This window comes from Bradyrhizobium sp. PSBB068 (genome assembly GCA_016839165.1).
In the GTDB taxonomy this organism is placed as follows: Bacteria; Pseudomonadota; Alphaproteobacteria; order Rhizobiales; family Xanthobacteraceae; genus Bradyrhizobium.
Genome location: CP069300.1, coordinates 2,463,369 through 2,484,517, shown reverse-complemented (window position 1 = coordinate 2,484,517; position 21,149 = coordinate 2,463,369). Strand labels below are relative to the sequence as shown.

The 21,149-nt window shown below is 65.2% G+C and carries 17 protein-coding genes; 5 read left to right on the top strand and 12 right to left on the bottom strand.

Annotated features, from left to right (window positions below; genetic code table 11):
• Nucleotides 1-63: 63 nt before the first annotated feature.
• Nucleotides 64-1,077 (top strand): transglutaminase-like cysteine peptidase, encoded by a 1,014-nt coding sequence (locus tag JQ507_11425; protein ID QRI72033.1) that lies wholly within the window; start codon nt 64-66, stop codon nt 1,075-1,077.
• Between the two features lie 84 nt (nt 1,078-1,161).
• Here the strand turns inward: JQ507_11425 and JQ507_11420 are convergent, their stop codons facing one another.
• The 3 genes from JQ507_11420 to JQ507_11410 form a co-directional block, all read right to left on the bottom strand.
• Nucleotides 1,162-5,961 carry a VCBS domain-containing protein gene (locus JQ507_11420; protein QRI72032.1) on the bottom strand — a complete coding sequence of 1,600 codons (4,800 nt, stop codon included), beginning with the start codon at nt 5,959-5,961 and terminating at the stop codon, nt 1,162-1,164.
• Between the two features lie 503 nt (nt 5,962-6,464).
• The gene (locus tag JQ507_11415; GenBank protein QRI73296.1) at nt 6,465-7,022 is read right to left on the bottom strand and encodes a hypothetical protein; all 558 of its coding nucleotides are present in this window, start codon (nt 7,020-7,022) and stop codon (nt 6,465-6,467) included.
• A 171-nt stretch (nt 7,023-7,193) separates the two neighbouring features.
• Entirely contained in the window at nt 7,194-7,910 is a 717-nt protein-coding gene (locus tag JQ507_11410) for a hypothetical protein (GenBank protein QRI72031.1), read from the bottom strand.
• A 172-nt stretch (nt 7,911-8,082) separates the two neighbouring features.
• Between JQ507_11410 and JQ507_11405 the strand changes: the two genes are divergently transcribed.
• Nucleotides 8,083-8,454 (top strand): hypothetical protein, encoded by a 372-nt coding sequence (locus JQ507_11405; protein QRI72030.1) that lies wholly within the window; start codon nt 8,083-8,085, stop codon nt 8,452-8,454.
• A 66-nt stretch (nt 8,455-8,520) separates the two neighbouring features.
• Here JQ507_11405 and JQ507_11400 read toward each other — a convergent pair whose 3' ends face one another.
• From JQ507_11400 to JQ507_11380, 5 genes are all read right to left on the bottom strand, one after another.
• Nucleotides 8,521-8,781 (bottom strand): hypothetical protein, encoded by a 261-nt coding sequence (locus tag JQ507_11400; protein ID QRI72029.1) that lies wholly within the window; start codon nt 8,779-8,781, stop codon nt 8,521-8,523.
• A gap of 83 nt (nt 8,782-8,864) precedes the next feature.
• Nucleotides 8,865-9,635: an SDR family oxidoreductase gene (locus tag JQ507_11395; GenBank protein ID QRI72028.1), complete on the bottom strand. Its 771-nt coding sequence runs from the start codon at nt 9,633-9,635 to the stop codon at nt 8,865-8,867.
• Nucleotides 9,636-9,688: 53 nt separating this feature from the next.
• On the bottom strand, nt 9,689-10,486 hold the full coding sequence (locus JQ507_11390; GenBank protein QRI72027.1) for an SDR family oxidoreductase: 798 nt from the start codon (nt 10,484-10,486) through the stop codon (nt 9,689-9,691).
• Nucleotides 10,486-11,874, bottom strand: a complete 1,389-nt coding sequence (locus JQ507_11385) for an aminotransferase class III-fold pyridoxal phosphate-dependent enzyme (GenBank protein ID QRI72026.1) — start codon at nt 11,872-11,874, stop codon at nt 10,486-10,488. Before JQ507_11385 ends, JQ507_11390 begins: the two co-directional genes overlap by 1 nt.
• Nucleotides 11,871-13,355, bottom strand: coding sequence for an aldehyde dehydrogenase (locus tag JQ507_11380; protein QRI72025.1), 1,485 nt, complete (start codon nt 13,353-13,355; stop codon nt 11,871-11,873). The genes JQ507_11385 and JQ507_11380 overlap by 4 nt, the downstream gene beginning before the upstream one ends.
• Nucleotides 13,356-13,569: 214 nt before the next feature.
• Between JQ507_11380 and JQ507_11375 the strand changes: the two genes are divergently transcribed.
• The 3 genes from JQ507_11375 to JQ507_11365 are packed head-to-tail and all read left to right on the top strand — an operon-like array spanning nt 13,570 to nt 16,859.
• Nucleotides 13,570-14,832: a Tm-1-like ATP-binding domain-containing protein gene (locus JQ507_11375; GenBank protein ID QRI72024.1), complete on the top strand. Its 1,263-nt coding sequence runs from the start codon at nt 13,570-13,572 to the stop codon at nt 14,830-14,832.
• Nucleotides 14,829-15,494, top strand: coding sequence for an HAD-IA family hydrolase (locus JQ507_11370; protein QRI72023.1), 666 nt, complete (start codon nt 14,829-14,831; stop codon nt 15,492-15,494). Before JQ507_11375 ends, JQ507_11370 begins: the two co-directional genes overlap by 4 nt.
• 12 nt (nt 15,495-15,506) lie before the next feature.
• Nucleotides 15,507-16,859, top strand: a complete 1,353-nt coding sequence (locus JQ507_11365; GenBank protein QRI72022.1) for an aminotransferase class III-fold pyridoxal phosphate-dependent enzyme — start codon at nt 15,507-15,509, stop codon at nt 16,857-16,859.
• On the opposite strand, the gene JQ507_11360 is transcribed toward JQ507_11365, so the two are convergent.
• The 4 genes from JQ507_11360 to JQ507_11345 all read right to left on the bottom strand — a co-directional run bounded on the left by JQ507_11360 (nt 16,845) and on the right by JQ507_11345 (nt 21,122).
• Nucleotides 16,845-17,162 carry a hypothetical protein gene (locus JQ507_11360; protein QRI72021.1) on the bottom strand — a complete coding sequence of 106 codons (318 nt, stop codon included), beginning with the start codon at nt 17,160-17,162 and terminating at the stop codon, nt 16,845-16,847. The two genes, JQ507_11365 and JQ507_11360, sit on opposite strands and share 15 nt — an antisense overlap.
• On the bottom strand, nt 17,159-19,165 hold the full coding sequence (locus JQ507_11355) for a tyramine oxidase (protein QRI72020.1): 2,007 nt from the start codon (nt 19,163-19,165) through the stop codon (nt 17,159-17,161). Before JQ507_11355 ends, JQ507_11360 begins: the two co-directional genes overlap by 4 nt.
• Before the next feature lie 65 nt (nt 19,166-19,230).
• Entirely contained in the window at nt 19,231-20,259 is a 1,029-nt protein-coding gene (locus JQ507_11350; protein QRI72019.1) for a branched-chain amino acid ABC transporter permease, read from the bottom strand.
• Nucleotides 20,256-21,122, bottom strand: a complete 867-nt coding sequence (locus JQ507_11345) for a branched-chain amino acid ABC transporter permease (protein ID QRI72018.1) — start codon at nt 21,120-21,122, stop codon at nt 20,256-20,258. Before JQ507_11345 ends, JQ507_11350 begins: the two co-directional genes overlap by 4 nt.
• Nucleotides 21,123-21,149: the final 27 nt, after the last annotated feature.

Genomic DNA, 21,149 nt, shown 5'->3' with positions numbered 1-21,149 from the left:
GATAACAGCGGGGACGCAGATCGACGCACGGACGTTGACGGTCCCCGACATTTGGGGCGTCATATGAAGTCGCTGAAGTTTGCTTCGTCAGCGGTCATGGCCGTGGCTGCATTTTCATTGAGCCTTTGCGTCGTACCGTCCGCATTTGCTGCGGACGAGCTTTCTCTCGGCACCCCCGCCAGCGAGCTCGCGCCGGCCTCGGATGCCGCATCGAACCGCCCGCCCGCCACCTTCTTCACCATCACCGACGTCCTGGCCAAGCTCGACCTGCAGCGCGGCCGTGGCCCGAACGCCATTCGCACCGCCTCGCTCACGCCCCTCAACACGGCGAGTGACGCGTTGCCGGCGGCGAATCCACCTGCGCCTGATGGCACCGAGCCGTTCGGCCTGTTCAGCTTTCGCGCACCGGAGAACGGCGTGTGGCGCAAATGGCGCGGCCTCGAGGCCGACCTCGCCAGGGAGCAGACCGTCCGCGAGCAATGCCGCGAGAACGCGACCACCTGTCCGCCCAATGCCGCGCAATTCCTTCGCCTGATCAAGGCGGTCAAGGCCAAGTCCGGACGCGAGCGGCTGGACGAGGCCAACCGCGCGGTCAACCAGGCGATCCGCTATGTGAGCGACTTTGCACAGTTTGGCGAAGCCGATCGCTGGACCGCGCCGCTCGCCACCTTTGCCACCGGCAAGGGCGATTGCGAAGACTACGCGATCGCGAAATACATCGCGCTGATCGAAGCCGGCGTTCCGCGCGAAGAGCTGCGCCTGGTGCTGGGCCGCGATCGTGCCATCCGCCAGGATCATGCCGTGCTGGCGGCGCGCCTGGACGGCCATTGGCTGATCCTGGACAGCCGCCGCTCCGAACTGGTCGACAACGGCGAGGTCGCCAACTTCACGCCGATGTTTGCGATCAACGAGCGCGGCGTCCAGCTGCTTGCGGCGCCCTACGCCAAGCGGCTCCCGCTCAACGACGAGTTCGATGCCGCGCCGGCGGCCGCCAACGCGGCTGACGGCGAATGGAGCGGTGCGGAGCCGATCGAGGCCGCAGACCCGCTCCCGGGCTTCCTGCCCGTGCTGATGTAGCGGCGCGCGAGCAACGCAAATCCGATCGCGAAAAAAATCCGCGGAGTAGTCTCCGCGGATTTTCGCTTTTGCTGCAGGCCTCGCCTAGAAAATGTGAATGTTCGCGGCCGCCGGCACGCCCGTGCTCAGATGTGCGAGGTCCACCTTGTCGGAGCCCGTGCCATTTGCCGAGTACCAGAGCTCATGCGTCGCATTGTTGAAGAAGAACTTGTTCGCGCTTCCACTCTCGTTCCAGGCGGTCGCGTTGTTCTCGGTCCCGCCCGTGGCTGCCGATGTCGTGAACTGGCTCGCCGTAAGAGGATTTGAGGCGCCCGCCGGGAGGCTTAGACCGCTCACGTCGAGGAGGACCAAGTCGCCGCTGTTGAAATCACTAATGGTAAAGTGGGCGGCGAGATTGAGAACGAACTTGTCGTTGCCACCGTTACCAGTAAGCGTTTCATTGGTCGCTCCGGCGACGATGACATCGTTGCCGGCGGTCCCCGAAAGAGTCGTTCCGCCGTTCACGTTCACATCGAAGGACCCCGAAGCGATATCTCCGTCGCCGTCTTTGACGCCCACAGTGAAGGGAACGTCGGTTTGACCATTGTTGACGAGCTCCGTAATTCCAGCCAACAGAATCTTGGACTTGCCGCAAACTTCATACATTTCCACGTAGTCGATATTTCCGTGTCCGTTCGCCGTAAAGCCGGCCCCATCGGTCGACGAATTGTAAACGCCGTGAGTCACCGTGCCATCGATGCTGTGCACGACATAATCGATAATGGACGGACCACCGCCAAGGGTTTTGACGGAGAATGAGATCTGATTTCCCGTTGCAACGGCCGGAGCACCAAATGCTGTACCGTAGATCCAGGTATCGCCATGGCTGTTGTCACCGACACTTCCAAAATCGAAGCGCATGAAGTCGCCGGCGTCGAAGACGTTGCTGTGGACACCCTCGCCTGTCGAACTTGCCTTGACGGTGTCCTGGCTCAGCTGGAAAAAATTCAGCGTGTCGTGGGTTTCGTTGAACCAGCTATTGACGTCGAAAAATGGGGTTGTGTGGTAGCCCGTCAATATGGTGACGGGATTGCCGCTCGTGTCTGCCAATGTGGCATACCAAACCGGCCCGGAACCACCTAGCTTGGCCGGATTGACGGCCAGCGGCGTATATGAATCGAGCGCATGCTCCAGGTAGAACGTGTAAGTCGACGTTGTCGGATCGAGCACGACCTTGAAGACTTCCGCCCCATTGGCGACACCGTGAAGGACGCCATTTGCGTCAACATACTCCGAGACCGCAAATCCCCCCGATTGGATCGTCGTCGCAGTAGGATGTAGCGGATCCGTGGATACGCCCGTGAAATAGATCAATCCCAGACCATCCGCGCCAGTTACGAATTGCAGACCTCCCGTTACGCTGATGCCCGCCACATTGGCGATCACTCCGTGGTCTGCCGACGTCCAGATCGGCTTGTCGTCGACCACATTGGCGGTGATGTGGTCGGTCACCGAGCCGCCGTTCAGCGTGTCGGTCGCCACCACGTTCAGCGTGCCGAGGTCCGGCGACTTCGAGCCTTCGCCCTGGATCGCCGCAACCAGCGTCTCCGTCACCGTCACCTGGCCGGTGGTCCCGGCCGCAATCGTCGCACCCGCCGTGATGTCGAACTTCACCACCGTGACGCCGTTCTGCGTGCCGACGATCTCCTGGCCGCCGGCCGCGGTGGTCCACACCAGGTTGGGGAAGCCGGCCAGCAGCGTCGTCAGCGCGCTTGCGTTCAGCGTCACATGGAGGTCGTCCGCCCCGGCCGTGAACGACACCTGGGTCGTCGCGACGTCCGGGGTCAGATGCGCGCCCGAGCCGTTCGGCGCCAGCGCGCTCTCGTTCACCGACAGCGAGGAATCGCTGCCCGCCACCGGGACCTGGCCCGCTGCGATCGTGATCGTCAGCGTCGTGCTCGACGTCGTGCCGTCATCGTCCGTGATCGTGTAGGTGAACACGTCCTTCGAGCCGACCAGCACGTTGTGGTTCGCCGTGTAGCTGAAGGTGCCGTCCGCGTTCAGCGTCAGCTTGCCGAACTCGCCGGTCAGCGCCGTTCCGACCGTGCCGGCAAGATTGCCGTTGCTGGTCGCAACCACCGCCGTGACGTTGATCGGCGTATCCGCGCCCGACACATCGTTCGCCATCACGCTCGCGACGTTGCCGGTCAGCACCGTCACCGCCGGACCGCCGTCCTGCGCCGTCGCAGTGTCCGGGTTCGCCGTCGGATGATCGTCGACCACGTTGGCGGTGATGTGGTCGGTCACCGAGCCGCCGTTCAGCGTGTCGGTCGCCACCACGTTCAGCGTGCCGAGGTCCGGCGACTTCGAGCCTTCACCCTGGATCGCCGCAAGCAGCGTCTCCGTCACCGTCACCTGGCCGGAGGTCCCGGCCGCAATCGTCGCACCCGCCGTGATGTCGAACTTCACCACCGTGACGCCGTTCTGCGTGCCGACGATCTCCTGGCCGCCGGCCGCGGTGGTCCACACCAGGTTGGGGAAGCCGGCCAGCAGCGTCGTCAGCGCGCTCGCGTTCAGTGTCACATGGAGGTCGTCCGCCCCGGCCGTGAACGACACCTGGGTCGTCGCGACGTCCGGGGTCAGATGCACGCCCGAGCCGTTCGGCGCCAGCGCGCTCTCGTTCACCGACAGCGAGGAATCGCTGCCCGCCACCGGGCCCTGACCCGCTGCGATCGTGATCGTCAGCGTCGTGCTCGACGTCGTGCCGTCATCGTCCGTGATCGTGTAGGTGAACACGTCCTTCGAGCCGACCAGCACGTTGTGGTTCGCCGTGTAGCTGAAGGTGCCGTCCGCGTTCAGCGTCAGCTTGCCGAACTCGCCGGTCAGCGCCGTTCCGACCGTGCCGGCAAGATTGCCGTTGCTGGTCGCAACCACCGCCGTGACGTTGATCGGCGTATCCGCGCCCGACACATCGTTCGCCATCACGCTCGCGACGTTGCCGGTCAGCACCGTCACCGCCGGACCGCCGTCCTGCGCCGTCGCAGTGTCCGGGTTCGCCGTCGGATGATCGTCGACCACGTTGGCGGTGATGTGGTCGGTCACCGAGCCGCCGTTCAGCGTGTCGGTCGCCACCACGTTCAGCGTGCCGAGGTCCGGCGACTTCGAGCCTTCGCCCTGGATCGCCGCAAGCAGCGTCTCCGTCACCGTCACCTGGCCGGTGGTCCCGGCCGCAATCGTCGCACCCGCCGTGATGTCGAACTTCACCACCGTGACGCCGTTCTGCGTGCCGACGATCTCCTGGCCGCCGGCCGCGGTGGTCCAGACCAGATTGGGGAAGCCGGCCAGCAGCGTGGTCAGCGCGCTTGCGTTCAGCGTCACATGGAGGTCGTCCGCCCCCGCCGTGAACGACACCTGCGTCGTCGCGCCGTCCGGGGTCAGATGCGCGCCCGAGCCGTTCGGCGCCAGCGCGCTCTCGTTCACCGACAGCGAGGAATCGCCGCCCGCCACCGGGCCCTGACCCGCTGCGATCGTGATCGTCAGCGTCGTGCTCGACGTCGTGCCGTCATCGTCCGTGACCGTGTAGGTGAACACGTCCTTCGAGCCGACCAGCACGTTGTGGTTCGCCGTGTAGCTAAAGGTGCCGTCCGCGTTCAGCGTTAGCTTGCCGAACTCGCCGGTCAGCGCCGTTCCGACCGTGCCGGCAAGATTGCCGTTGCTGGTCGCAACCACCGCCGTGACGTTGATCGGCGTATCGGCGCCCGACAAATCGTTCCCTATCACGCTCGCGACGTTACCGGTCAGCACCGTCACTGCCGGGCCGCCGTCCTGCGCCGTCGCGGTGTCCGGGCTCGCCGTCGGATGATCGTCGCTGATCGACAGCTTCGGCCCTAGATCGACGCTTGCAGACGCCTTGCCACCGTCACTGTCCACGACCGTCTGCGTCAGCGTCACAGTTCCGGCCGCCAAGCTGACGGGTCCCGCATTATTGTCGACCGCACGGTCCTCGGTGAAAGTCACCACACCCGTCGCCGGATTCACTGAAATCGTGAAAGCCAGCGCACCGGTCGCGCTACCGACGTGCCCTTCGATCGTCGTGGCGTTGACCTGCACCAGCACATCGTTCTGGTGCGACTGTGAATCGATCAGGCCGGATAGCGTGCCGTTGGCAGGAATGGAGAGCGCGTAGCTCACCGAGCTAATGCCCGTGCTGCCCGCCTTGTCGGCGAAGTCGACGGCAAAGTTGCCCGTCACATGCGTCAGCGCCAGGTTGTGTGTCGAGCCATCGACGCCGTTGGTCGCCGCCGTCAGGTTTGCCTCACTCAGCGTGAGACTGGCGATCGAATTGACCACGATCGTCGGCGCAACCACGGCCGGTTGCTGCAGCACGAAGGGCCCAGTCTGCGGCGGGGTCACAAAATTCGGCAGCGGTTCCGGCCCAGCCAATACGTTGGTCCCCACGGGATCCAGCGCATCAATCGTAAACGGGCTGAAATTCGCGCCGCTCGCCTGCGCGTTGCCGTTCGAGTTGCCGCCATTGTCGGCCGCCGGCAGCACGGAGGAGTCGGTGCCGATCGGAAACAGACCTGCAAACTCCTGCACCGAGACGTCGCGACCGGGCGCCATCTCGATCGTGACGTTCCCATCCGCGCGGGAGTCGAAGAACGGCTCAACCGTGATGGTCGACTGGTTGTCGAACAGGATGATCAGCTTGTCGCCGACATGAACCAGCGTGATCTTCTCCTTGGCGATCGCCGAGAAGTCGACCTTCACCTTCTGGTCGTAGCCAAGATTGATGACGACCGCCTGATCGGTCAGCGGCTTCGTCAGTGTGTAAATTCGTACGGGAGCTGAATTGGTGGAATTGCCGGTGCCGGTAGCCTGAGCGACCTGAAACGAACCCTGCATTATCAACTCCGCAAAATACGATTAAAGGAAAAATTGTAGAAAAATTAAGCTTTAGGCTATTGTTAACCCTCCCCTCGGTCAAGAAATGTATTTGGTTAATCAATGCTTTCGCTGCGACTGTAGTAAAGATCGGACAGGCCGCAGCTGCAAGAACAACGGCTTAGCCCGCGACTTGGTCGCAAGGCAGTATTTGCCCGGCTCTGTTCATCCTGATCGGCGATTTGGAGCGGTCGATGCGCGTGATTGTTCAGGCGTGTGCCGCCGTTTTGATTTGCATCTGTTTCGGCGCGGCGGCCGCGCAAGCTCCACAACAACCGGTCCCCTCGGCAACCACGGTCGAATGCCAAGTGCCGGCGGCTCGCCAACCTCGACACCAAAATCAGCATTTATCTCAACGTGTTACCTGACTGTACGTCGGCGCCTCTGCCAACCATCCGGCTGGTCGCGCCACCCGTCCGTCGAACAGGCGCGTCGGCAGCAAGCCACCCACGCCTGAACACCACCTAGAACGGCTCGCCGTCTGTCGTCTCCTGCTCCACATCGTGCAAGACCTGGCGCGGTCCGGTGGCCGGCTGGCCGAGCTGTGCCCGATCCTCGTGGCAATCGCTGATCCGGCGGGCGACCACCCGCTCCATCCTCGGCGCCTGGCCGTGGAGTTCGTTGACCTCGGTATACGCCTCGTCGCTCAGAACCGTTATGACGGTGCTGACCGGCCCCATGTAGTCGCAGCGATTGGAGAAGACGTATCGGTTACTGATCTTCTCCGGCCTCGACGAATGGCAGTCTCCGATCGAGGGCGACGAGAAAGTCGCCTTCATCGACTGGGTCGGGTCGACACAGCGCAGCATCTCACGCTCGAGCAGCTTCTGCCGGACATTCGTGGGCGAGACGAGCTCCAGCGTCCGCACGAAGCGCCACATCCCTTTTCGGAAGGTTGGCCCGCGGAAGCTCTCATCTGCCACAGCGCGATGGGAGCCGAGCACGGACACTGAAAGCGCGATCGCGGCGCCAAGCACGCAGGCGAAGACCTTCGACTGCCCGAAGCCTTCACGCGAAGTCATTCGTTGAACCCCGATCGGCTGTACGCTGCGCATCGCGTGACTTCACTTGAACCACGCCCAACCTCACTTCATTCCAGAACAACTCGCGTTAAGGTCGAGTAAATGCTCGCCCTTTTGGTCGGGGATCTTCGCAGCCAAATGCTCGACCAGCGCGAGGCAGGCGATCACGAGCTAGTGCTGCAGACGCCCTGTGGCTGATTTATCGGAGTTGGCGGCGCCGCCATCATCGCAGTCGCCGATCCTCGTCGCGACCACCATATCGGTCCTTGGATGCTCGCCGATGCTGACCTCGTTCAGCTCGGTATACGCCTCGTCGCTGCGCACGGTGATCACGGTGCTGACCGCGCCCATGTAGTCGCAGCGGTGCCCGAAGGTGTATTGATTGCCGATCTTCTCAGGCTTGTCAGAGACGCAGCTTCCGACCGGTTCTGGCGAGAAGGTGGCCTTCATGGCGAAGGTCGGGTCGACGCAGCGCGTCGTTTCCGCATTGACCACCCGGTACCTGAAATTCCTGTTCGCGCTCTTGACGACGTCGAGCGTCCGGATGAAGCGCCACAAGCCCTTGCGAAAGCTCGGGCCGGAGAACAGCTGTTCCGCTTGCGCGGGCTGAGCCGCCGCCGTCCGGCCATCGACCGGTTGCGGAGATGGCGTCTGCGCGACAGCCATCGGCGACGACGCGGGGACGATCATCAAGGTGAATAGCGAACCTACAATGGCACCACGGAAGTTCATTCCCACCCCCGACGTTCGCAGCAATCCGTTCGCGATGCGATACGGCCCGGCGCGTGAAGCAGTCGCTGCGAAAACGACTGAAATACCCCTCACCACTTGCAAGCCAATTGTGGCCAGCAAAGGCACGTTGTCGCAGCCGGACAGTCTCCAGCGCAATTCCGTTCCACTGCAGCAAACTTGCAACACCCAACGCGCAATCCCCAAGCCATCGCGCCCTATCCGCCGCTCGCTCCGGCTGGAGAGGTTTGACCTTCGAGGTTTTCTTTGCTCATTTAGCCCGAGATTTTTTGCTCAATTACTTTGCCTATCGCTGAACGAGGGGGCGCTGATGCGTATTCGGTTTGGCTACATGGTTGCAGGCATTTTGGCCTTGGGTGCAACGCTGTCAGGCAATTCCCGGCCGGCAGCGGCCGCGGACCTCGGCCTGGTGACGAAAGCACCGGTCGGCACCTGCACCGAGATCGTCTTCACCTGTGACAACGGCCATCATTATCCGCTGTGCCCGCGCGCAGTGTCGGTCGAGGGCGAAGTGGTCACGGCCTCGCTGCTCACCGGCCGCGGCGGCGTGCATGTGCGGCTCGTTCCGATGGGCGTCGGTTATCGCTATGCCGGCCGCGGCATCTGGCTGGACGGCTTCCAGGAGAATGCGCTGCTCAATTTCGGCAAGCACCGGGTCGCCTGCAGCATCGCGCGCTCGTAAGGCGCACGCGCTCTGCGTCGCTTCGATTGGCGTGACGCAGAGCTCTTCAAGTCGCGAAGTCGTTCCTCACCCCTTGGTGTGGAGCACGACGCGCGACGATCGCGAGTACATATACGCCTTCGGATGGACGTAGACCGGGCAGTAATCCTGCCACTGGTAGAGTTGCCAGTTCCACTTCCAGCAGCCCTGCTCGATCTGCGGCTCCTGCACGTAGTCCAGCCGGTATGGCGGATCACCAAACGGATAGTCGCCGCATCGGGCCGCCGTCGAAGACAGGACGACGATTGAAGCGGCCGCAGCAATGATCACGGAAAATGACTTGCTCATAACGCCCCTCGATCGAACGACGTGACGGCGCGAGAGTGCCAAATCCGCCAATCCTTATCAAGGTGCCGGCTAGACTGTGCCGCCTAGACCGCACGGTTCTGCGTCGGCGAGCGGCCGCCGCCGTCGGCGACTAGGACCGCCCCGGTGACGAACGATGCCTCGTCGGAGGCGAGGAACAGGCAGCATGCCGCGATCTCGGCGGGCTCGGCCATTCGCCCGAGCGCGATCCGCCGTTCGACACTGCGAAACTCGGTCTCGGCGGTGGTGCCGTTCTGGTCCGCGAGCAGTTGCATTTCATAAGCGCTCATCGGCGTCCGCACCCAGCCGGGCGCCACGGCGTTGGCGCGGATGCCGTCGGCGCCGTGGGCGTAGGCAAGCGAGCGCGTGTAGGCTACGACCGCCGCCTTGCTGGCAGCGTAGCTTGCACTATCCGGACTGGCGTTGAACGCGGCCACCGAGGCGATGTTCACGATCGCGCCGCCGCGCTGGCTGAGCAGCGGCAGGGATGCGCGGCAGACGCGCATCGTGCCGGTAAGGTTGACATCGAGCGTCCTGGCCCAGACCTCGTCGGAGACGCTTGCGGGCTGATCCGGCACGATCAGGCCGGCGGCGTTGACGACGATGTCGAGCCAGGCGCCGCACGCAGCCACGGCTTTGGCAACATCGTCCGCCCGCGTGACATCACCGTCGACCGCCTGCCCGCCGCACTCCGCGGCGGCCGCCTGAAGCTCGGCGTCACCGAGGCCGAACAGCACGACCCGGGCGCCGCTCAACGCCAGCAGCGAAGCCGTGGCGCGGCCGATCCCGGTGGCTGCGCCCGTCACCAGCGCCGTCTTTCCGTCCAGCCGCGGCATCAGGGCATGATCCGGAAAAGTGGAAACCGGTTCTCCGAAACGATCATGCTCATCTAGATTCCCCACTGCCGTTCGACGGCAAACCCGGTCTCCGGCAGCGTCGAGCCGCCGTCAACGACGATGGTCTGTCCGGTGACGTATCTGGCCTCGGTCGAAGCGAGGTAGAGCATCGCGCAAGCGATGTCGTCCGCGCTCCCCATGCGTCCCATCGGAATGAAGCGCTCGAGTTTGGCCTTGTTTTCCGGTGCGCTCATCGTGCCGCGGCCCGGCTTCTCGATGAAGCCGGCTTCGACGCCATTGACCGTGATGCCGTCGCGGGCCAGCTCGAAAGCGGCACCGCGGATAAACGCGTTGACGCCGGCCTTCGCCGCCGAGTAATGGGCGCCGCCGCCCATCGTGACGCGCGCCGATACCGAGGACGTAACGAGGATGCGTCCAAAACCGTTGGCGCGCATGTGCGGAATTGCGGCCTGGGCGAGCCAGATGCCGGCGCTCAGGTTGAGCCTCAGTGTCTCGTCGAGCTTGGCCTCATCGAGTTCGTCCAGCGAGGCCCACGGACAGCCGCCGGCATTGTGCACGACGATATCGAGCCGGCCGTATCTGGCGGCGATATCGTCGACCATTGCACGCAGGCTGCTGCGATCGAGCCTCTCGAACGGAACGCAATGCGCCGTCCGTCCATCGGCCGCCAGCCCGCGCGCCAGCGCCTCGGCCACGTCAGCCGTGCGGTTGGCGATCACCACGGTCGCACCGGCCTGCGCGAGCCGCGTCACGATGGCGGCGCCGATCCCCCTGCCCCCGCCGGTGACGATGGCGACCCGGCCGTCAAGGCTGAACGGACGTGACTGCATCAGATGGCTCCCGCTTTGCGCAGCAACTCAATGAACTGCGCGAACACCGCGGTGTGCTTGTCGACGTCCCGCGCCGACGTTGCCGGACACATCAGCAGCATGGTGTGGAACGGCGTCACCAGAATGCCTTCGTTCATGTAGAACGCATGCAGCAGGGTCTCGAGATCTGGCTGCCGGCCGGCAATGACGTCGGCGCCGCTGCGCGGCGGCTGCGGCATGAACATGATCTCGGCGCGCGCGCCGATCTGCGTGACATGCCAGGGTAGACCTGCCGCCTCGATCAGCCGGCGCGCTTCCTGCGCAAGCCAGGTCGCGGTTCCGATCATCCGCGCGTAATTCGCCGATGTCAGCACCTTCTCAAGCACCGCACGCATGGTGGCGACCGTCAACGCGTTGCCGGCGAGCGTGCCGCCGAAGCCGAGATGCGCAGACTGGCGCTGGCGCGGATTGACGTGGGGCACGAGCTTCCAAAGCCGCTCGGCGATTTGCTGGCTGAGGCCGAACACGCCGGCGGGGATGCCGCCCGCGATCGCCTTGCCGGCGACGAAGATGTCGGGCTCGAGCCCGTGGCTCGCCGTGTAACCGCCCGGTCCGCAGGACAGCGTGTGGGTCTCGTCGATGATGAGGACAGTGCCAGCGCGCCAGGTCAGGTCGCGCAACGTCTCGTGAAAACCAGGATCGACCGGGATCATGCCGAAATTCGTCATCAGCGGCTCGGTCAGCACGCAGGCGACGTCGCCCTGCGCCAGTGCCGCCTCGAGTGCCGCGACGTCGTTGAACTCGACCACCCGGCTCACGGCGTCATGATCGATGCCGTTGGGATGGATCATATTGCGCAGGCCGACCCGACCATCGCGGATCTCGACATGTGCCTCCTCGACGCCGCCATGATAGCAGCCGGAGAACACCAGCACCTTGCGCCGGCCGGTAATCATGCGCGAGAGGCGGATCGCCGCGCGGTTGGCATCGGTCGCCGACGTCGTCAGGGTCCAGTATTTCGGACCGAAGCGGCGCGACAGCTCGGCGCCGACCCAGAGACTATCCTCGGTCGGCAGCATCATGGTCGCGCCACGCTTGAGCTGCGCGAGCGCGGCTTCCGTCACTGCCTCCGGCGCGTGCCCGCACATGCCGCCGGTGTCGCCGAGGCAGAAATCGATGTAGTCGCGGCCGTCGATATCCCTGATATGCGCGCCCTGCGCCTCCGCGGCATAGACCGGGAAGCCGCCGGCCCAGCGCCGCATCCAGTGCGACGGACCGCCATAGAGGTAATGCTGACGGCCTTCCTGCCATGCCGCTGCCGATCGCGGGTGCAGCGTGCGAAAGCGTTCCTGCTCGGCATCGAGCAATCGGTTCAGAACGCCGGCGCGTTCGGCAGCCAGAGATGTCATAGCGCGATCCAGGCGGTCTTGAGGTCGGTATAGGCGTCGAGCGCGTGCAGCGACTTGTCGCGTCCGAAGCCGGATTGCTTGAAGCCGCCGAGCGGCACCGTGATGTCAGCGCCGCCATAGGCGTTGACGTGAACGACGCCCGCCCTCACCGCGCGCACCATGCGATGCGCGGTCGACAGAGCGCCCGTCCACACCGCCGATGCAAGCCCGTAGGGCGTCGCATTGGCCAACGCGACAGCATCTTCCTCGCCGTCGAACCGCGTGACCGACAGCACCGGCCCGAATACTTCCTCGCGCCACACCTCCATCGCCGGCGTCACTTCGGCGAAGATCGCAGGCGCCATGAAATTGCCGCCGCTGTCGACGCGGATCTGCTCGCCGCCGATCAGCCGCTTCGCGCCCTGCGCTTCGGCGCGGGCGACGGCGTCGAGATTCTTGCGTAGCTGCGCCTTGCTCGCGACGGCGCCGATATCGGAGGTCAGATCGAGGGGATCACCGACGCGGAGCCCGGCGGTGGCGTCGAGCAGCTCGGCCATGAAGCGGTCATAGATCGCAGACTGCACCAGCAGCCGCGAGCCGGCCACGCAGACCTGACCCGAGTTGCGGAAGATGCCGTTGGCCGAGACCTTGGCCGCATGCCTGATATCAGGCACGTCGGCGAAGACGATATTGGGCGACTTGCCGCCGAGCTCGAGGTGAACGCGCTTCAGGTTCGACCGCGCCGAACATTCCAGCAGACGCCGGCCGACCGCACCCGAGCCGGTGAACGCCAACGCATCGACATCCATATGCAGCGCCAGCGCCTCGCCAGCCGATGCGCCGCGACCGGTGACGACGTTGAGCACGCCGTCCGGCAAGCCCGCCTCCGCCGCCAGCTCGGCGAGCCGCAGCAGCGTCAGCGAGGCGAGCTCCGGCGGCTTGACCACGACCGAATTTCCGGCGGCAAGCGCGGGGCCGATCTTCCACGCCCCGATCATCAGCGGGAAATTCCATGGCACGATCACGCCGACCACGCCGAGCGGCTCGCGATGCACGAGGCCAAGCACGTCACCTGAGGTCGGTGCGATCTCGCCATACACCTTGTCGATCGCCTCGGCGTAGTAACGGATGCTGCCGGCCGCCGACAGCGGCTCGGCCTTGTAGGCCATGCCGATCTCGGTGCCGTTGTCGCGCACCCCGAGCACCGCGATCTCGAGCGCGTGCTGCTCGATCAGCTCGGCGAACCGCAGCAGCACCTTCTTGCGCTGCGCGGGCGCCGCGCGCGACCAGCTTCCTTGTTCGAACACCAGCCGCGCCTGCTTCACCGCGCGGTCGATATCGGCGGCGTTGCCGTCGACGATCGTGGTCAGCACTTCGCCATCGATCGGCGACACGACGTCGAGCCGCTGCTCGCTGAGCGCCGGCTCTGGTCGGCCGCCGACAAAGAGTTGCTGGACCGGAATGGCGGCCGACCTCAATCGATCGATCTGGGCTTGCTGCATGCGGCTCGTTGTGTGCTGGCGGAGCAGCCCCCTCGGTGGGCCTGCTTACATGGTGCAATCCTCGCCAAATCAAGGCTTTGCCAGCAATCAACCGATAGGTGGATGTCGCCGCCGGGCCCATCCCCATAGCGTGATCCCACGATGGCCGAGCGCTCCGCCTGCGCTATGCAAACCGGTTGTCACCATCCCTACGCCAGCCGGCGAGCCGAAGGTCATGTCCGAGATCACGCAGCCCCGCATCCTTCTGATCGGTACTGGAGACACCAAGGCCGACGAATTGCTGTTCATGAGCGAGTGCATCGCGCGCGCCGGCGGCAGAACGATCATGATGGACATCAGCGTGCTCGGCGATCCGCCGTACCAGCCCGCACATGACAAGCACGCGGTGGCGGCCGCCGCCGAGACCACGATCGCTGCGATCGCATCGAGCGGCGACGAAAACTCCGCGATGTCGCTGATGGCGACTGGCGCCGCAAATCTCGCACGCGAGCTCGCGGCGCGCGACGCCATCGACGGCGTGATCGCGATCGGCGGCACGATGGGCACCGACCTTGCGCTCGACGTCGCGCAGGCGCTGCCGCTCGGCCTGCCGAAGCTGATCGTCTCGACGGTCGCATTTTCGCACCTGATCCCGCCCGAGCGCATCGCCGCCGATCTGATGATGATCCTGTGGGCCGGCGGGCTCTACGGCCTCAACGGCACCTGCACAGCGGTGCTGTCGCAGGCCTGCGGCGCCATCGTCGGCGCAGCGAAGAGCGCGATCAAGCCGCGCAAGGATCGGCCGCTGGTCGCGATCACCTCGCTCGGCAAGAGCTGCCTGCGCTACATGGTGGAGCTGAAGCCGCAGCTCGAACAGCGCGGCTACGAGGTCGTCGTCTTCCACACCACCGGCATGGGCGGCCGCGCGATGGAGTCGATCGCAGCTCAAGGCGGCTTCGCCGCGGTGCTGGATCTCAGTCTGCAGGAAGTCGCCAATCAGCTGACGGGCTCGGTGGTCAATTCCGGTGCAGACCGGCTGGAGAATGCAGGCAAAGCGGGTATTCCGCAGATCGTCGCTCCCGGCGCGATCGACATGGTGGATTTCCCGGCATGGCTTGGGGTCCCGAGCGAATTGTCGGATCGTCCGTTCCACGCGCATAACCGGCTGCTCGCGTCTGCGACCTCGGGCGCCGACGATCGCCGCCGGATCGCGGGCGCGATCGCCGACAAACTGTCCCGCGCCAGCGCGCCGGTCGCCTTCGTGCTGCCGGCCGGCGGCATCCAGCAATGGGACCGTGAGGGCGAGGCCCTGCACGACCCCGACGCCCTCGCCGCCTTTGTCGACGCCATGCGGTCGGCGGTCCGGCCACCGGTCGAGCTGCACGAGATCAAGGACCACATCAACAGCACGGCATTCAACGAAACGGTGCTTGCGATCTTCGATCGATGGGTCGCGGCCGGCATCGTCCCGGCGGGCCGCGCGACGGTGGCCGCATGACACGGCCGCTTGCCCAGGCACTGGTGCTCGACTTCGGGGGCGTCATCTCCAAGACCCTGTTCGAGACCCACGACCTGACCGAGCGCGCACTCGGGCTCGCACCATGCACGCTGAAATGGCTCGGCCCGTTCGCGCCCGACAGCGATCCGCTCTGGACGTCGATGCAGCGCGGCGAGATTTCCGAGCGCGACTACTGGCTGACCCGCAGCCGCGAGGTCGGGCGGATGGTCGGAGAAGACTGGCACGACATGGAAACCTTCGTGAAACGCGCACGCGGCGCCGATCCCGAAACCGTGATCCGCCCCGAGGCGGCGCGCGCGATCAATCTCGCCGCCGACGCCGGGTTACGGCTCGCCATCCTCTCCAACGAACTCGACCTGTTCTACGGTGCCGATTTCCGCACCCGGCTTTCCATTTTGGAGCGCTTCGATGCCATCGTCGACGCGACCCATACCGGGATCCTGAAACCGGACCCTCGCGCCTACCAAACCGTGCTGGACGAACTGGCCCTGGAGGCAGACAATTGCGTCTTCGTCGACGACCAGCGCCGCAACATCGCGGGCGCCGCGGCCTGCAACATGCGCACGGTGCTGTTCGACGTACGCAACCCGGCTGCGTCCTACAGCGAGGCGCTGCGGCATTTCGGGCTGCAATTCGAGTAACAGAGAACGATCATGCGCGACAGAAACTTCCTGGTTGAGAACAACGCCAAGCCGATCTGGCACCCGATGGCCCACCCCGCCGAGATGCGGGCGCAGCCGCCACGGATCGTGATGAAGGGCGAAGGCGTCCACGTCACCGACATCGACGGCAAGACCGTGATCGATGCCGTCGGTGGCCTGTGGAACGTCAACCTCGGCTACAGCTGCGATCCGATCAAGCAGGCAATCACCGAACAGCTCGGCGCGCTGCCGTACTATTCGGGATTCCGCGGCACCTCCAGCGGTCCCTCGATCGAGCTCGCCTACGAGCTCACCGAATGGTTCAAGCCGGAAGGCATGGTACGCGCCTTCTTCACCTCGGGCGGATCTGACTCGGTCGAGACTGCGCTGCGGCTTTCCCGGCAATACTGGAAGATCAAGGGCCAGGCCGACCGCACCAAATTCCTGGCGCTGAAGAAGGGCTATCACGGCACCCATTTCGGCGGCGCATCCGTCAACGGCAACGCCAACTTCCGCCGCAACTATGAGCCGATGCTGCCCGGCGTGTTCCACATCCCGGCGCCGTCGACCTATCGCAATCCCTTCAACGAAACCGACCCCGCAAAGCTCGCGCAGCTCTGCGCGGCGGCGATGGAGGAGGAGATCGCGTTCCAGGGCGCCGACACCATCGCGGCCTTCATCATGGAGCCGGTGCTGGGAGCCGGCGGCGTGATCGTGCCACCGGACAGTTTCATGAAGCTCGTGCGCGAGATCTGTGACCGTCACGGCATCCTGATGATCGCGGACGAGGTCGTCACCGGTTTTGGACGCACCGGCGCGTGGTCCGGCTCGCGGCTGTGGGGCGTGAAGCCCGACATGATGACGATGGCCAAGGCGATCACCTCGGGCTACTTCCCGCTCGGCGCGACGCTGATCGGCGAAGCCGTTGCGGATGCCTTCGAGGCCGACACGACGACATTCGGCTCGATCGGCCATGGCTATACCTATTCGGGCCATCCGGTCGGCTGCGCTGCAGGCATTGCGGCGCTCGCCGAGACCCGCCGCCTCAAGCTCGACGAGAATGCCGCCGCGCGCGGTAAGGATCTTGCGCAGGCGCTGGCCGCGCTCAAGGCCAAGCACGCTCTGGTCGGCGACGTCAGGGGCAAGGGTCTGATGGCCGCGCTCGAGCTGGTCGCCGATCGCGACAGCAAGAAGCCGGCCGACAAGAAAACCATGGCGAAGGTCGCGGGTGCCGCCTACGAAGCCGGCGTGATGCTGCGTGTCTCCGGCAACAACCTCATCCTGTCCCCTCCCCTCATCCTCACCTCACTGGACGTCAAGGCGATCGCTGACGGGATCGACGCCGGCCTCTCAGCGGCCGGCTGACAGCGCGCTGACGCAGGCCATGGCGCGCTCGAACGGCGTGCCGTCGGCTTTGTCGCGGTCGAGGCAGTCGGCGAGCGATGCCGCCGACATCCTTTGATCGGTGCAGAAGATCCGCATGAAGTCGGCAGCGAGCGCGACCTTGCGCGGCGTGGATTGCCGCTCCCAGTCGCCGCTGCTCAGATAGAGCAAGGACGCATCATCAGCGCCGCTTTCGGCCACCGCACTGCGCACGGCCGACTGGGCGGCCAGCAACGCCAGCAGCGCGCCGGCCATCGCGCCCAGGCGATGCGCGTGGCCTCTCATTTGCTCTCCCTGGCGTTCACAATCGGCGGCACGTCGAGCGCGGGATTGCGATCGAAGAAGTTGAACGGGCGCAGCCGGAAGCCATGCCAGAGGCCGGGCATGACAGGCCAATCCTCGGCACGCGGCACGTGACGGAAGCCGACCGTGTACCACAGCACGAGGTCGCGATCCTCGATCGGCCTCTTTGCCGAGGTCCATTTCGGCAGTCCATCGACGTCGGGGTTCTCGTTCGGATACATGCCGGCGGCGTAGCGCTCGTCCCTGGCGTAGGCCGAGGTCCATAGCGTGTAGGCGCTGAAGCCGGCGCGCAACTGGATCGGATCGTCCTTGGCGAGCAGCGAGACGTCGGAATGGCCGGGCATCAGCTGATAGCTGGTGCGGTAGCCCTGTTTGTTAGTCTTGCCCGTGCTCTCGATCCTGAATTGCGCGGCGCTCAGCGGCGTCGTGACCGGCCCTTCGGTCGCGACCGGTTTGGTGTCGACCTGCCACAGGCTCTTGCGTTGGCCCTCGTCGAGCCGGCGGACGCTGAAGCGATCCTCGACCAGTCGGTTCGCGGTACCGTCGACGTCCATGTCGATCCGGAACGTCATGTAGTGATCGTGATTGACCGCCAGCAATCGCTCGTCCACCAGCGTTCCGTAGGCGGTATCCTGCGCGGCCGTCGGATCGCTCAGAGTCTTGCTCGCCACGCCCTTGGTCGCGTCGATGCCGTAGGCGCCGAGCCGGACATCGATATTGCCGGCACGGTCGAACACGTAGTCAACCAGGTAGTCGTAGTTGCCGACCACCGGCGCCATCCGCACCACCAGCTCGTTGTTCGGCCGCACCTCGGCGGTGTTGTTGAGCAGCTCGCTGTGGCGCCAGATCGGATCGCCGGTCGGGCGTTCGAAGATGCAGACCGCGCCCTTGGAGACGACAGGCGCGCCCTTGGTGTCCGATATTGTCAGATCAAGATAGTGTGCGCCCTCGGGACAATCCACGCCGCGCTGCAATTCACTGGAGAGCACGCCAAAGCCGTATTCGCCGATGTCCATATAGGCGCGAAACGACCAGGTCGGTGCCGGATCCATATAGGGCACGAACATCTCGCTCGCGGAGATCTGATAGGCGATGTCGCGCAACGAGCCGTGGTCGTCATAGCGGATCAGCGACAGCACCGCGCCGACACGCGGCTCAAGACGGACATGGAACGACCAATTGTCCCAGTGGACCTGGCCGCCCTCCACCTTCACGTTGCTGCCCTCGGGCGCCATGATCTCGATCGGCTTCGGCGGCTTGCGGTATTTTCCGGAGTCGGCGTAGGCGTGCGATGGCGTCAGCGGCGGCGGCGCCACCACGCCAAGATCGGTCACCGACAGCACGGTCCTGCTCTTGAGATCGACCTGGGCGACCAGGTTCTCGATCGGCTTGCCCCAGAGATTGTTGCCGGCGCCCGTGGTGTCGACGCAGGGCACGTTGAGCAGGCGGCGGCCCTTCAGGGCCGGGTCGCTCACCGGCCCGACCGTCAGCGGCAGGCACAGCACATTCTTGAAGTCGGTGATGCCGCGCTTGGCCATCGCGGCGATCCAGCGCGGGTCCTGCTTCGGCAGATCGCCTGCGGACATCAACTCGTCGATGGTCAGCGCTGCCTCATGATCGCTGACCTCATCCCAGCCGACCAGGCTGCGCCCGGCGAGGTCGATATGCGCCTCGTAGAGGTGCCCGCTGCTCAGCAGGGTCGCGTGCGCCCGGCGTGCGAAGGGCTGTCCGGGCTTCCACGCCCGTACCTCGTCCTTGGGATCCTCTTCGACCGTCATCGAGACGACGCGCGCCGCATCGTCGAGCCTGCCGGCGCCGCGGAGGATTTCGGAGACCGATCGGATTTCGTCCGTCGTCAGCCCATCCATCGGGTGTGTCGCGGCGGCCTGCGGCCACATCCTGCGCTCGGCCTTTGCCGGCGTCACCAGTGTCGCCGCAACCAGGCCTGCCAATGCCCATCCGCCACGCCGGAATATCAGAGCCATCACGCCCTCCACTCAAAGCCAGAACGACCAGAATACAAGCAATGGTGACGGCGTGAAGGCCTGCCTCATCCGGTAACCCGTTCCGACACGACCGGCGGGATGGTCGCTCTGGCCGGGCGCGGCGCGGCGCGATGGACATCGAGCAGCCGCACGCCGAGGCGGTCGCGCAGCGCCGGCCAGATGCCGCGCGGCGCCACGATCATCACGACGACTGCAATGATGCCGAGGCCGACCAGATACCAGCCGCCGGACAGGCCAAGCGGCCCGGTCATCAACTCGCGCAAACCGAAGAAAATGATGACGCCGAGAATCGGGCCTTCGAGCGTGCCGATACCGCCGATGATCACGATGAACATCATATAGACCGACCAGTTGACGTCGAACGCCGCCAGCGGCGCGATGAACAGATTGCCCATGAAGCTGAGCGCACCGGCCAGCCCGCATCCGGCCGCCGACAGCACGAAGGCGATGAAGCGGTTGTGGCGGACGTCGACGCCGACGCTCATCGCGGCAAGATCGTTGTCGCGAACGCTCATCAGCCCGAGCCCGAAGCTCGAGGTCATCATCTTGTAGAGCGCCGCGATGGTGACCAGCGTCAGGCCGCCGGCGAGCCAGAACATCGTCGGCTCGAACCAGTCGAAATCGATCAGCTTGCTGGTGGCGAGCGGCACGCCGGAGGTGCCGCCGACCGCCTGCGACTTCATGGTGAACGCGCCGATGATCTCGGCGAACACCCACATCGCGATCGAGAAATAGGCGTCGCGCAGCCGGAACAGCGGAAAGGCGATGATCGCGGCGACGGCCGCGGCCACCAGCGGCGCCACCGGCAGCACCCAGATCGGGGTCACCTCGAGCCAGCCCGAGGTCAGGAACAGCGCATAGGCACCGAAGGCGATGAACACCTGGTGGCCGAGCGAGACCAGCCCGGCATAGCCCGCCAGCAGGTTCCACATCTGCGCCATGGTCAGCAGCAGCAGGCACTCGGTCGCGAGCCGCAGGAAGCCCTCGTTCAGCACGAAGGGCGCACCGGCAATGAGTGCGACGAGCACTACGGTAGAGGTCAGGAGAAGTGTCCGTGTCGGCATCGGCATCACACCCTGCTCGACACGAGACCCGACGGGCGGATCAGCAGCATGATGAAGAACAGCAGGTGCGCGTAGAGCAGCCCGGCATTCGGATCGATCTTCAGCCCGATCAGCTGCGCCATGCCGAGTGCGATGCCGCCGAGCAGCGCGCCCCAGAACGAGCCGAGCCCGCCGAGCACCACGACCTCGAAGGCGATCAAGAGCCGCTCGGCGCCCGAGAACGGCGTGAAGCTCGAGCGCACCGCGAGCAAGACGCCGCCGATCGCGCCGAGTGCGAGCGACAGGCCCATGACGTAGTTATAGACCCGGTCCGGCTTGACCCCGGACAGCCGGACGATGTCGCGGCGGTCGGCGGTGGCGCGCACGATGCGGCCGAACTCGGTGTGGCGCAGCACCAGTTGCAACGCCATGAACAACAACGCCGCAAGCACCAGGGTCAGCAGCGGCATGATGCCGATGTTGAGGCCGGCGATTTCGAGGCTGGCGCGCGAGAGCTCGCCGACCTGCAGGCTGCGCACGTCGGCGCCGAAGACCTCGACCATCACGTTGCGCAGGATCACCGAGACGCCAAAGGTCAGCAGCAGCGGCGACAGCGGATCGGGCGATGTCACGACCCGGTTGACGATGGCGGCCTGGTACAGCCATCCGACTGCAAAGGACAGCGCGATCACCGGGATCAGCATCAGCAGCGGCGACACCTGCGGAAACAGGTTGGACAGCAGCACGGCGCAGAACGCGCTCAGCACCATGAATTCGCCATGCGCGATGTTGACGACGCGCATCACGCCGAACACCAGCGCGAGCCCGATGCCGAGCAGCGCGTAGAGCCCGCCCAGCAGGGCCCCGTTGATCAATGTCTCAACCCAGATCATGTTGGTTGCCAACCTTGGCTAGTTTCC